The 12,139-nt window shown below is 69.7% G+C and carries 10 protein-coding genes; 2 read left to right on the top strand and 8 right to left on the bottom strand.

Annotated features, from left to right (window positions below; genetic code table 11):
- Nucleotides 1-120: 120 nt before the first annotated feature.
- Nucleotides 121-1,455, top strand: a complete 1,335-nt coding sequence (gene gabT / locus MQN93_RS33510) for a 4-aminobutyrate--2-oxoglutarate transaminase (protein ID WP_016432347.1) — start codon at nucleotides 121-123, stop codon at nucleotides 1,453-1,455.
- A 220-nt stretch (nucleotides 1,456-1,675) separates the two neighbouring features.
- Nucleotides 1,676-2,518 (top strand): phosphatase PAP2 family protein, encoded by an 843-nt coding sequence (locus tag MQN93_RS33505; RefSeq protein WP_242712526.1) that lies wholly within the window; start codon nucleotides 1,676-1,678, stop codon nucleotides 2,516-2,518.
- Here MQN93_RS33505 and MQN93_RS33500 read toward each other — a convergent pair.
- The 8 genes from MQN93_RS33500 to MQN93_RS33465 form a co-directional block, all read right to left on the bottom strand.
- Nucleotides 2,457-4,262: a chitinase gene (locus tag MQN93_RS33500; RefSeq protein ID WP_242712492.1), complete on the bottom strand. Its 1,806-nt coding sequence runs from the start codon at nucleotides 4,260-4,262 to the stop codon at nucleotides 2,457-2,459. The two genes, MQN93_RS33505 and MQN93_RS33500, sit on opposite strands and share 62 nt — an antisense overlap.
- 69 nt (nucleotides 4,263-4,331) lie before the next feature.
- Entirely contained in the window at nucleotides 4,332-4,799 is a 468-nt protein-coding gene (locus MQN93_RS33495; RefSeq protein WP_016432350.1) for a bifunctional DNA primase/polymerase, read from the bottom strand.
- A gap of 110 nt (nucleotides 4,800-4,909) precedes the next feature.
- Nucleotides 4,910-6,328, bottom strand: coding sequence for an NAD(P)/FAD-dependent oxidoreductase (locus MQN93_RS33490; protein WP_016432351.1), 1,419 nt, complete (start codon nucleotides 6,326-6,328; stop codon nucleotides 4,910-4,912).
- Between the two features lie 29 nt (nucleotides 6,329-6,357).
- Nucleotides 6,358-7,158: an ABC transporter permease gene (locus tag MQN93_RS33485; protein ID WP_016432352.1), complete on the bottom strand. Its 801-nt coding sequence runs from the start codon at nucleotides 7,156-7,158 to the stop codon at nucleotides 6,358-6,360.
- Complete coding sequence (locus tag MQN93_RS33480) at nucleotides 7,159-8,082, bottom strand: ABC transporter permease (RefSeq protein ID WP_016432353.1); 924 nt, start codon at nucleotides 8,080-8,082, stop codon at nucleotides 7,159-7,161.
- Nucleotides 8,082-9,233 (bottom strand): ABC transporter ATP-binding protein, encoded by a 1,152-nt coding sequence (locus MQN93_RS33475; protein ID WP_016432354.1) that lies wholly within the window; start codon nucleotides 9,231-9,233, stop codon nucleotides 8,082-8,084. The genes MQN93_RS33480 and MQN93_RS33475 overlap by 1 nt, the downstream gene beginning before the upstream one ends.
- 5 nt (nucleotides 9,234-9,238) lie before the next feature.
- Entirely contained in the window at nucleotides 9,239-10,486 is a 1,248-nt protein-coding gene (locus MQN93_RS33470) for an ABC transporter substrate-binding protein (RefSeq protein WP_016432355.1), read from the bottom strand.
- A 76-nt stretch (nucleotides 10,487-10,562) separates the two neighbouring features.
- Complete coding sequence (locus MQN93_RS33465) at nucleotides 10,563-12,101, bottom strand: gamma-aminobutyraldehyde dehydrogenase (protein ID WP_016432356.1); 1,539 nt, start codon at nucleotides 12,099-12,101, stop codon at nucleotides 10,563-10,565.
- Nucleotides 12,102-12,139 lie beyond the last annotated feature (38 nt).

Here is a 12,139-nt window from a genome sequence, read left to right as displayed (position 1 = left end):
CCGACAACGCCCACATGGAGCATGCCCAGCTTCCGTCCCCGGTCCTAGCCTGCGAGAAAAGAAGGCAAGAGCCCGTTCAACGCCGTCCGTACCACCGCGCACAACCCCCAGGAGCCCCTCATGAGCGCACTTCCGCAGGAGCGCCGGATCGTCACCGCGATCCCCGGCCCGAAGTCGCAGGAACTGCAGGCCCGCCGCAGCGCCGCGGTCGCGCAGGGCGTGGGCTCCGTGCTGCCCGTGTTCACCACGCGCGCGGGCGGCGGGATCATCGAGGACGTCGACGGCAACCGGCTGATCGACTTCGGTTCCGGCATCGCCGTGACCTCCGTCGGCGCCTCCGCCGAGGCCGTCGTGCGCCGGGCCTCCGCGCAGCTCGCCGACTTCACCCACACCTGTTTCATGGTGACCCCGTACGAGGGGTACGTGGCGGTCGCCGAGGCCCTGGCCGAGCTCACGCCGGGCGACCACGCGAAGAAGTCCGCGCTGTTCAACTCCGGCGCCGAGGCCGTCGAGAACGCGGTCAAGATCGCCCGCGCGTACACGAAGCGCCAGGCGGTCGTCGTCTTCGACCACGGCTACCACGGCCGGACCAACCTCACGATGGCGCTCACCGCCAAGAACATGCCGTACAAGCACGGCTTCGGGCCCTTCGCGCCCGAGGTCTACCGCGTCCCGGTCGCCTACGGCTACCGCTGGCCGACCGGCCCCGAGAACGCGGGCCCCGAGGCCGCCGCGCAGGCCGTCGACCAGATCAGCAAGCAGGTCGGCGCCGAGAACGTCGCCGCGATCATCATCGAGCCGGTGCTCGGCGAGGGCGGCTTCATCGAGCCGGCCAAGGGCTTCCTGCCCGCGATCCGGAAGTTCGCCTCGGACAACGGCATCGTCTTCGTCGCCGACGAGATCCAGTCCGGCTTCTGCCGCACCGGCCAGTGGTTCGCGTGCGAGGACGAGGGCATCGTCCCCGACCTGATCACCACCGCCAAGGGCATCGCGGGCGGTCTGCCGCTGGCCGCCGTGACCGGCCGCGCCGAGATCATGGACGCCGCGCACGCGGGCGGCCTCGGCGGCACCTACGGCGGCAACCCGGTGGCCTGCGCCGGTGCGCTCGGCGCCATCGAGACCATGAAGGAGCTCGACCTCAACGCCAGGGCGAGGAACATCGAGTCGATCATGAAGTCCCGGCTGACCGCCATGGCCGACAAGTTCGACGTCATCGGCGAGGTGCGCGGCCGGGGCGCCATGATCGCCATCGAGCTGGTCAAGGACCGTACGACCAAGGAGCCGAACCCCGAGGCGACCGCCGCTCTCGCCAAGGCCTGCCACCAGGAGGGCCTGCTGGTCCTGACCTGTGGCACCTACGGCAACGTCCTCCGCTTCCTGCCTCCGCTGGTGATCGGCGAGGACCTCCTGAGCGAGGGTCTCGACATCATCGAGCAGGCCTTCGCGGGCGTCTGAGCCAAACGGAATCCCCAGCTCACCCACAGGATGCGCGCCACTTCCGTCCCCTCCGTCCCAGCCCTCGCGGGCACCGGGATTCCGCGTTGGGGGCGGCGGCGTCAGGCCATGTGAAGAACGTGTGCGAGGTGGATGGCGGGACGGGATTCCACCTGTCTTCCACCCATCTGCTGCCGTAGGTTTCTTCCAGATGAGAGATACACCCCGCTCACAGGGGACTGTGGGCGACTTCAGGCCGTGGCCTCCCCAGCTACGACCTGGTCGTGCCCTCGCGCACACACCCGGAGCCTCCGGCTTCGGATCTCCTCACCGATCGGACAGTCGCCCGCCCCAAACCCCCCGGGGTGGGCGTCCATCCGGTCTGATCGGCCGCCTCGGAACTACCCCCCCTGTTCCGGGGCGGCCGGCCTCCTTTCTTCCACTTCTCGCGCTCATGGGCCTTCCGGCCCTCCTCTTCGCGCTGATCACCTGGCAGGTCGTCGACGACGGCCCGCTCCGCCGTCTCGACGAGCGGATCAGCGACGCGGTCGTGGACCCGCTGCGCCTCTACGGCGGCCTCTCCGACCTCGGCAACGTCACGGTCGCGGTCCCGGTGCTCGCGGTCGTGATCGGCTACGTCGCCTGGCGCGGCCGTCGCGCCGGGACGAACCGCTGGTGGCTGCCGCCGCTCGCGGCCGCCGTGCTGATGGCGCTGGTCCCGGTGCTGGTCGTACCGCTGAAGGAACTGATCGACCGGCCGGGTCCGCCGATCATGCACGGCGGACCCGGCTACTACCCGTCCGGCCACACCGCGACGGCCTCCGTGGCCTACGGCGCCGCCACGCTGGTCCTCCTTCCCTGGCTGCGCGGCCGGTACGTCCGCCGCGGGCTCGTCGTGGCGTGCGCCGTCGTCAATCTCGCCGTCGGGTTCGGTCTGGTGCGCCGCGGTTACCACTGGCCCCTGGACGTCGTGGCCAGCTGGTGCCTGTGCACGGTGCTGCTCACGGCGCTCTGGCTGCTGCTCAGCCGAAATAGCCGTCGAACGTCCGCTGGAACTCCCAGTTCGAGAAGCGGTCCCAGTTGACCGACCAGGTCATCAGGCCGCGCAGGGCGGGCCAGCTGCCGTGGGTGGGGTACGAGCCGCAGTTGGTCTTCTTCGTCAGGCAGTCGAGGGTCTTGGTGACCTCGGCGGGCGCGACGTAGCCGTTGCCCGCGTTCACCGACGCCGGCATGCCGATCGCCACCTGGTCCGGGCGCAGCGGCGGGAAGACGTTGTTCGCGTCGCCCGCCACGGGGAAGCCGGTGAGCAGCATGTCGGTCATCGCGATGTGGAAGTCGGCGCCGCCCATCGAGTGGTACTGGTTGTCGAGGCCCATGATCGGGCCCGAGTTGTAGTCCTGGACGTGCAGCAGGGTCAGGTCGTCGCGCAGGGCGTAGATGACGGGGAGGTAGGCGCCGCAGCGCGGGTCCTGGCCGCCGAACTTGCCGGTGCCGTAGAACTGGTAGCCCATCTGCACGAAGAACGTCTCCGGGGCCATGGTCAGCACGAAGTCCGAGCCGTACTTGGCCTTCAGGGTCTTCAGGGCCGAGATCAGGTTGACGATCACCGGGGTCTTCGGGTTCTTGAAGTCGGTGTCGTCGGCGTTCAGGGAGAGTGAGTGGCCCTCGAAGTCGATGTCCAGGCCGTCGAGTCCGTAGGTGTCGATGATGTTCGAGACCGAGGAGACGAAGGCGTCGCGGGCGGCGGTGGTGGTCAGCTGGACCTGGCCGTTGGCCCCGCCGATCGAGATCAGCACCTTCTTGCCGGCCGCCTGCTTGGCCTTGATCGCGGCCTTGAAGTCGGCGTCCGACTCGACGTTCGGGCATTCGCTGACCGGGCAGCGGTTGAAGCGGATGTCGCCGGAGGTGGCGGAGGTCGGCTCGCCGAAGGCCAGGTCGATGACGTCCCAGCTGTCCGGGACGTCGGCCAGGCGCGTGTAGCCGGAGCCGTTGGCGAAGCTCGCGTGCAGATAGCCGACCAGGGCGTGCGTGGGGAGGTCGGTGGAGGGGCCGGTCGGGCCGTCGGTCGTGGTGGCGGTGACGGCGGCCGACTTCGCGGACTCGCCGGCGTCGTTCACGGCGGCGACCTGGAAGCTGTACGCGGTGGCCGGGGACAGTCCGCTGACGGTGGCCGAAGTGCTGCTCACCGTCTGGACCTTGGCGCCGTCGCGGTAGACGGCGTAGCCCGTCGCGCCGGTGACGGCGGACCAGGACAGGCCGACGCTGGTGGAGGACACGGAGGTGGTCCGCAGGCCGCTGGGTGCGGACGGCGGCTGGCTCGTGCTCCCGCCCGGGCCGACGAGGGAGACGTCGTCGGCGTAGTAGGCACCGGTGCCGTACCAGCCGTGCGTGTAGAGGGTCACCTTGGTGGTGGAGGCGCCGGTGGTGAAGGTCGTGGTGAGCTTCTGCCAGTCGGGGGCGGACTGGGTCCAGGTGGAGACGTCGGTGGTGCCGGTGCCGTTCGCGCCGAGGTAGACGTAGGAGCCGCGGACCCAACCGCTCAGCGTGTACTGGGAGTTGGGCTGCACGGTCACGGTCTGCGTGCACTGCGCGTTGTCGCTGCCGGCGGGGGTCGCCTGCAGCGCCGAACTGCCGCTGTGCACGGGTGCGTTGACCACCGTACCGGCGGTGCAGCTCCAGCCGTCGAGGCCGGATTCGAAGCCTCCGTTGCGGGCCAGGTCCGCGTCGGCCGCCTGGGCCGACGCGGAGAGGGCGGTGAGGCCGGGCACGGCCAGCAGGGTCGCGGTGAGCGCGGCGAGGACGGGTCTGATGTGTCTGGGGCGGTCCACAAGTGCCTCCGGGCAGGGGGGAATTGGAGGGGTGGAGCGCGCCCAATTTGGTCCAGACCAATGCTCGTGTCAAGACCTCGGGCCCCGGCCGCCGTCCTCACCGGCCAGGCCCGCCGCCGCCTCGTGCAGGGCCAGTTCGAGCAGCGCCGGGTCGGTGAGCAGGCCGGAGCCGTCCGGCGGCACCAGCCAGCGGACCCCGCTGGCGGAGCGGCCCGGGTACGGCACCACGATCCAGGCCCCGTCCCCGACCGTGCGGATGCCCGTGCCGAGCCATCGGGCCGCGGTGCCCGGTGGCACCAGGAAACCCATCCGCGCGTCCCCGAAGTCGGCCAGCACCGGGCCGAGCCGGTCGAGGACGCGGGTGAGCACGTCGAGCGTCGGATAGCCGAGTTCGCTCGGCAGGATCAGCACGTCCCAGGCCTTGCCGGCGGGCAGCAGTGCGATCCCCTGCGGATTGCGCTCCCACTCCCGGCGGCAGGCCTCGGGATCGGGCGCAGCGGATGCCAGCCACTCCACCGCCGTCTTCGCCCCAGCCATGAGGAGACCTCCCTGTCTCTCCGTGACGCCGTCGCGTCACAGGGGAGAGCAGGGCCTGCCCGCAGCATTACGCGGGTTCTGACGCCCCTGTGGGGTGAACCGGATCACATTCAGCTGTCGAAGCCGAGGCCCAGCCGGTCCATCGTCCGCAGCCAGAGGTTGCGTCGGCCGCCGTGCGCATCCGCGTGCGCCAGCGACCACTTGGTCAGGGCGATACCGGCCCAGGCGAAGGGCTCGGGCGGGAACGGCAGCGGCTTCGTGCGGACCATCGCGAGCGACGTGCGCTCCGTCCGCTCCCCCGCCAGCAGGTCCAGCATCACCTCGGCGCCGAACCGGGTGGCACCCACGCCGAGGCCGGTGAAGCCCGCCGCATAGGAGACCCTGCCCCCGTGCGCGGTTCCGAAGAACGCCGAGAAGCGCGAGCAGGTGTCGATCGCGCCGCCCCACGCGTGGGTGAAGCGGACGCCCTCCAGCTGCGGGAAGCAGGTGAAGAAGTGCCCGGCGAGCCTGGCGTAGGTCTCGGGGCGGTGGTCGTACTCGGCGCGCACCCGGCCGCCGTAGGGATAGATCGCGTCGTAGCCGCCCCACAGGATGCGGTGGTCGGCGGTGAGGCGGAAGTAGTGGAACTGGTTCGCCGAGTCCCCGAGGCCCTGGCGGTTCTTCCAGCCGACCGAGGCCAGCTGCTCCTCGCTCAGCGGCTCGGTCATCAGGGCGTAGTCGTAGACGGGGACGGTGTACGCCCGCACGCGTCGGACCAGGTTCGGGAAGATGTTGGTGCCGAGCGCGACCCTGCGGGCGCGGACCGAGCCGTAGGGGGTGCGTACGGCCATGCCGGCGCCGTACGGCTTCAGGCTCAGGGCGGGCGTGTGCTCGTAGACGCGGACGCCGAGGCGCAGACAGGCGCGTTTGAGGCCCCAGGCGAGCTTCGCCGGATGGACCATGGCCACGCCCCGGCGGTCCCACAGGCCCGCCCGGAACGTCGGTGAGTCGACCTGCTCCCGCACCGCGTCGGCGTCCAGGTACTCGACGCCCTCGGCGAGGCCCTCGCGCTCCATCTCCGCGTACCAGTCGCGCAGTTCGCGCACCTGGTACTCCTGCGTCGCCACGTCGATCTCGCCGGTGCGCTCGAACTCGCAGTCCAGCTCGTGCCGGGCGACCGCGTCCTCGATCGCGTCGAGGTTGCGGGCGCCCAATTCCTCGAGCTGGTGGATCTCCTCGGGCCAGCGGGCCAGCCCGTTGGGCAGGCCGTGGGTGAGGGAGGCGGCGCAGAAGCCGCCGTTGCGGCCGGAGGCGGCCCAGCCCGCCTCACGGCCCTCCAGCAGGACGACGTCCCGTCCGGGCTCGCGCTCCTTGGCGATGAGCGCGGTCCACAGTCCGCTGTAGCCACCGCCGACGACCAGCAGATCGCAGGTCTCGGCGGCGGTGAGCGCGGCCTCGGGGCGGGGCCTGCCGGGGTCGTCCAGCCAGTACGGGACGGGCTGTGCGTCCGAAAGCGACGCGGTCCAGCGGTTCATGGCGCTCGGGGCCATGATGTCAACTCCCTACAGGAACTGTGCGGTTACGCCTTCTGCCGGTTGCGGCGGTTGCTGATGACCATGGAGGTCAGCACCAGCAGGACGGCGACCAGGAACATCGCCGTGCCGATGACATTGATCTGGACGGGCGTTCCGCGCTGTGCCGAGCCCCAGACGAACATGGGGAAGGTGACGGTGGAGCCCGCGTTGAAGTTGGTGATGATGAAGTCGTCGAAGGAGAGCGCGAAGGACAGCAGCGCGCCCGCGGCGATCCCGGGGGCCGCGATCGGCAGGGTGACCCGCAGGAAGGTCTGCGCCGGACCGGCGTAGAGGTCCTGTGCGGCCTGCTCCAGACGCGGGTCCATGGACATCACGCGCGCCTTGACGGCGACGACGACGAAGCTGAGGCAGAACATGATGTGGGCGATCAGGATCGTCCAGAAGCCCAGCTGCGCACCCAGGTTGAGGAACAGGGTGAGCAGCGAGGCCGCCATGACGACCTCGGGCATCGCCATCGGCAGGAAGATCAGCGAGTTGACGGTGCCCCGCGCGCGGAACCGGTAGCGGACCAGCGCGAAGGCGATCATCGTGCCGAGCACGGTGGCGCCGAGCGTCGCCCACAGGGCGATCTGCAGGCTGATCGACAGCGATCCGCACATGTCGGCGACGCCGCACGGATCCTTCCAGGCGTCCGTGGAGAACTGCTGCCACTGGTAGTTGAAGCGGCCCTTCGGCTTGTTGAAGGAGAAGACCGTGACGATGACGTTCGGCAGCAGGAGATAGGCGAGGGTCACCAGCCCCGCGATGACGACGAGATGGCGCTTGAGCCAGTTGACGACAGGCATTCAGACCAGATCCTCCGTCCCGGCCCTGCGGATGTAGATCGTGACCATGAACAGAATCGCGGCCATCAGGATGAAGGAGAGGGCCGCGGCCGTCGGGTAGTCCAGAATGCGCAGGAACTGGGTCTGGATGACGTTTCCGATCATGCGGGTGTCGGTCGAGCCGAGGAGTTCGGCGTTGACGTAGTCGCCGGCCGCCGGGATGAAGGTCAGCAGGGTGCCGGAGACCACGCCGGGCATCGACAGCGGGAAGGTGACCTTGCGGAAGGTGGTCCAGGGTTTGGCGTACAGATCGCCCGCCGCCTCGTGCAGCCGTCCGTCGATGCGCTCCAGCGAGGTGTAGAGCGGCAGGATCATGAACGGCAGGAAGTTGTACGTCAGTCCGCAGACCACGGCGAGCGGGGTGGCCAGGACCCGGTCGCCCGCGGTCCAGCCGAGCGCGTTGGTGACGTCCAGGACGTGCAGCGTGTTGAGGGTGCTCACCACGGGGCCGCTGTCCGCCAGGATCGTCTTCCAGGCCAGCGTGCGGATCAGGAAGCTGGTGAAGAACGGCGCGATCACCAGGATCATGATCAGGTTCCGCCAGCGGCCCGCCCGGAAGGCGATCAGATACGCGAGCGGGTAGCCGAGGATCAGGCACAGGATCGTCGCCGAGCCGGCGTAGAGGATCGAGCGCAGGAACTGCGGCCAGTACTCGGACAGGGCGTCCCAGTAGGTGGCGAAGTGCCAGGTGACCTTGTAGCCCTCCTCCAGGGAGCCCGTCTGCACGGACGTGGAGGCCTGGTAGATCATCGGCAGCGCGAAGAAGACGATCAGCCAGAGCAGGCCGGGCAGCAGGAGCCAGTACGGCGTCCAGCGGCCCCGCTTGCGCGGGGGCTTCGTCTCGGGGGCGGGCGCCAGGGGCGGCGCCTCGGTGACGGTGGCCATCAGGCGGCCTCCTCCTCGACCTCGGCGACACCGGCGTCGATGTCCTGCGCCGCGTCGAGGCCGAAGGTGTGGGCCGGGTTCCAGTGCAGGACGACCTCGGCGCCGGGCACCAGCCGCGGGTCGCGGTCGATGTTCTGCGCGTAGACCTCGAACTCCGGGCAGACCGGGCTGTCGATGACGTACTGCGTGGAGACGCCGATGAAACTGGAGTCGGCGATCTTCCCGGTGATGCGGTTGCGGTTCTCGGCGATCTCGCCCGCGTCGTCGGCGTGCGTGAGAGAGATCTTCTCCGGGCGTACGCCGACCAGCACCTTGCCGCCCGTCGTGGTGGGCGCGCCGCAGCGGGACTCGGGCAGCACCAGCTTGCCGCCGCCTGCCCTCAGGACGATGTCCTCGCCGCTCTTGGAGTCGACCTCGGCCTCGATCAGGTTGGAGGTGCCGAGGAAGTTGGCGACGAAGGTCGTCTGCGGGTTCTCGTAGAGGTCGGTGGGCGAGCCGAGCTGTTCGACGCGGCCCGCGTTCATCACGGCGACCGTGTCGGCCATGGTCATGGCCTCCTCCTGGTCGTGCGTGACATGGATGAAGGTGATGCCGACCTCGGTCTGGATCCGCTTGAGCTCCAGCTGCATCTGGCGGCGCAGCTTGAGGTCGAGGGCGCCGAGCGGCTCGTCGAGGAGGAGCACCTTGGGGGTGTTGATCAGCGCGCGGGCCACGGCGACGCGCTGCTGCTGGCCGCCGGAGAGCTGGTGCGGCTTCTTGCGCGCCTGCTCCCCGAGCTGCACCAGCTCCAGCATCTCCTCGACCTGCTTCTTCACGCTCTTGATGCCGCGCCGGCGCAGACCGAAGGCGACGTTCTCGAAGATGTCGAGGTGCGGGAAGAGGGCGTAGGACTGGAAGACCGTGTTCACCGGCCGCTTGTACGGCGGCAGGTGCGTGACCTCCTGGTCGCCGAGGTGGACGGTGCCGCTGCTGGGCTCCTCCAGGCCGGCGATCATGCGCAGGGTGGTGGTCTTGCCGCAGCCGGACGCGCCGAGCAGGGCGAAGAACGAGCCCTGGGGCACGGTCAGTTCGAGCGGGTGGACGGCGGTGAAGGAGCCGTAGGTCTTGCTGATGCCGGAGAGGCGGACGTCTCCGCTGTTGTCTGTGGTCATCTTCGTCACGCCCCTGTGAGCTTCGCGAACTTCTGCTGGTAGGCCGTCTCTTCCTTCGAGCTCAGCGCGCGGAAGGCGACGGACTTCGCCTGCATGGCCTGGTCGGGAAGGATCAGCGGGTTGTCCGCCGCCGACTTGTCGATCTTGGCGAGGTACGGCTTCACGTCCGCGACCGGGCTCACGTAGTTGATGTAGGCGGCGAGTTCGGCGGCCGGCTCGGGCTCGTAGTAGTAGTCGATGAGCCGTTCGGCGTTCGTCTTGTGGCGTGCCTTGTTGGGGATCATCAGGTTGTCGGTGGACGTCATGTAGCCGCTGTCGGGGATGATGTAGCCGACGTCGGGGTTGTCCGCCTGCAGCTGGACGATGTCGCCGCCCCAGGCGACACAGGCCGCCAGGTCGCCCTTGCTGAGGTCCGAGGTGTAGTCGTTGCCGGTGAAGCGGCGGATCTGTCCCCGGTCGACGGCCTTCTGCAGCCGGGCGATCACCGCGTCGTAGTCGTCGTCGGTGAACTTCGCCGGGTCCTTGCCCATGTCGAGCATGGTCATGCCGACGGTGTCGCGCATCTCGGTCAGCAGACCGACCCGGCCCTTGAGCTTGGGGTTGTCGAGCAGGTCGGACATCGACTTCACCTCGACGCCGCCGAGCGCCTTCTTGTTGTACGCGATGACCGTCGAGATGCCCTGCCACACGTACGAGTAGGCGCGGCCCGGGTCCCAGTCGGGGTTGCGGAACTGCTGGGAGAGGTTGGCGAAGGCGTGCGGCAGATGGGACGGGTCCAGCTTCTGCACATAGCCCAGCCGGATCATGCGGGCGGCCAGCCAGTCGGTGAGCACGATGAGGTCGCGGCCGGTGTCCTGGCCTGCGGCGAGCTGCGGCTGGATCTTGCCGAAGAACTCGTCGTTGTCGTTGATGTCCTCGGTGTACTTGACCGTGATGCCGGTCCGCTTGCGGAACGCGTCCAGCGTCGGGTGGTGCTTCTCGCTGTCGTCGACGTCGATGTACTCGGGCCAGTTGGAGAAGTTGATCTGCTTCTCCTTCGCCGAGTGGTCGTCGGCGGACACCCCGCCCTGCGTCTTGCCCGCCGCGGGGATACCGCAGCCGCTCAGCGCCGCGATGCCGCCGGCGGCGAGTGCGCCGCCCGCGGAGGCGCGCAGCAGCGAACGGCGGGTCATGGCGGCCCGTCCGTTGCGGTAACTGCGCCGCACGGCGGCCGCCACGGCCGGTGACAGGCGGTCGGGCTCGTACTGCTCCATGCGCGTGCTGCCCTTTCGGGAGGTGCGGCCGCGGGTCGGGCGGCCTGTGCTTCACCCGGCGGTAGCCGGATCCTGACTACAGCCGGTCCCCGAAGACGGTGCGGTGCCAGTCCTTCATGGCCACCGCCGTGTTGTCGAACATGACGTGTTTGATCTGGGTGTACTCCTCGAAGGAGTACGCGGACATGTCCTTGCCGAAGCCGGATGCCTTGTAGCCGCCGTGCGGCATCTCACTGATGATCGGGATGTGGTCGTTGATCCATACGCAGCCCGCCCTGATCTCGCGGGTGGCGCGGTTCGCCCGGTAGACGTCGCGGCTCCAGGCGGAGGCGGCGAGGCCGTACGGGGTGTCGTTGGCGAGCCCGATCCCATCGTCGTCGCTGTCGAAGGGGAGGACCACCAGAACCGGGCCGAAGATCTCGGACTGCACGATCTCGCTGTCCTGGGCGGCGTCCGCGACCAGGGTGGGACGGAAGTAGGCTCCCTTCTCCAGGTCTCCCCCGGGCGCCTCGCCGCCGCTCACCACGCGCGCGTAGGAGCGCGCCCGCTCGACGAAGCCGGCCACGCGGTCGCGCTGGGCGTGCGAGATCAGCGGGCCGAGGTCGGTGCCGGGGGCGAAGGGGTCGCCGAGCCGGACGCTCTCCATGAGGGCGGCCGTCTTCTCCACGAAGGCCTCGTACAGCGGGCGCTGCACGTACGCGCGCGTGGCGGCCGTGCAGTCCTGGCCGGTGTTGATGAGCGCACCGGCGACGGCGCCGTTGACGGCGGCGTCGAGGTCCGCGTCGTCGAAGACGACGAAGGGGGCCTTGCCGCCGAGTTCCAGGTGGATGCGCTTGACGGTGGCGGTGGCGATCTCGGCGACGCGCCTGCCGACGGCGGTGGAGCCGGTGAAGGAGGTCATGACGACATCGGGATGGCCGACGAGGTGCTCACCGGCCTCCTTGCCGGTCCCCGAGACGATGTTGATCACGCCGTCCGGGATGCCCGCGTCGGTCGCGGCCTGGGCGAACATCAGCGAGGTGAGCGGGGTGAGTTCGGCGGGCTTGAGCACGATGGTGTTGCCTGCGGCGATCGCCGGGAGGATCTTCCAGGCGGCCATCTGCAGGGGGTAGTTCCAGGGCGCGATCGAGCCGACGACGCCGATGGGCTCGCGGCGGACGTACGAGGTGTGGTCGCCGGAGTACTCACCGGCCGACTGGCCCTGCAGATGCCGGGCGGCGCCCGCGAAGAAGGCGGCGTTGTCGATGGTGCCCGGCACGTCGAACTCGCGGGTCAGCTTCAGTGGTTTGCCGCACTGCAGGGACTCCGCGCGGGCGAAATCCTCGGCGCGGTCGGCGAGCACGGCGGCGAAGCGGTGCAGTGCGTCCGAGCGCTCGCCGGGGGTGGCGGCGGCCCAGCCGGGGAAGGCCGCGCGTGCCGCTGCGACGGCCGCGTCGACGTCGTCGGGGCCTGCCAGTTCGTAGCGGTAGACCTCCTCGCCGGTGGCCGGGTCGACGACCGCGTGCGTACGGCCGGAGGTGCCCTTCGTCAGGCGGCCGCCGATGAACTGCGCACCGTCCGCGAAGCGGTCCTGCGCCGGAAATCGTTCCGGGGTTGTGGTGCCCGGGTTGTGCATGTCGCTCTCCTCCGCCGTCGCCCCGCGGCTCGGGGGGC

It is taken from the genome of Streptomyces spinosisporus (assembly GCF_022698145.1).
In the GTDB taxonomy this organism is placed as follows: Bacteria; Actinomycetota; Actinomycetes; order Streptomycetales; family Streptomycetaceae; genus Streptomyces; species Streptomyces spinosisporus.
The sequence above is the reverse complement of the archived record's forward strand: the minus strand, read 5'-3'. Positions and strand labels throughout refer to the sequence as shown.

Coding starts and splice junctions, on each gene's coding strand:
- gabT (WP_016432347.1), top strand. CDS start 121: ATGAGCGCACTTCCGCAGGAGCGCCGGATCGTCACCGCGATCCCCGGC.
- MQN93_RS33495 (WP_016432350.1), bottom strand. CDS start 4,799: ATGGCTGGGGCGAAGACGGCGGTGGAGTGGCTGGCATCCGCTGCGCCC.
- MQN93_RS33490 (WP_016432351.1), bottom strand. CDS start 6,328: ATGGCCCCGAGCGCCATGAACCGCTGGACCGCGTCGCTTTCGGACGCA.
- MQN93_RS33485 (WP_016432352.1), bottom strand. CDS start 7,158: ATGCCTGTCGTCAACTGGCTCAAGCGCCATCTCGTCGTCATCGCGGGG.
- MQN93_RS33480 (WP_016432353.1), bottom strand. CDS start 8,082: ATGGCCACCGTCACCGAGGCGCCGCCCCTGGCGCCCGCCCCCGAGACG.
- MQN93_RS33475 (WP_016432354.1), bottom strand. CDS start 9,233: ATGACCACAGACAACAGCGGAGACGTCCGCCTCTCCGGCATCAGCAAG.
- MQN93_RS33470 (WP_016432355.1), bottom strand. CDS start 10,486: ATGGAGCAGTACGAGCCCGACCGCCTGTCACCGGCCGTGGCGGCCGCC.
- MQN93_RS33465 (WP_016432356.1), bottom strand. CDS start 12,101: ATGCACAACCCGGGCACCACAACCCCGGAACGATTTCCGGCGCAGGAC.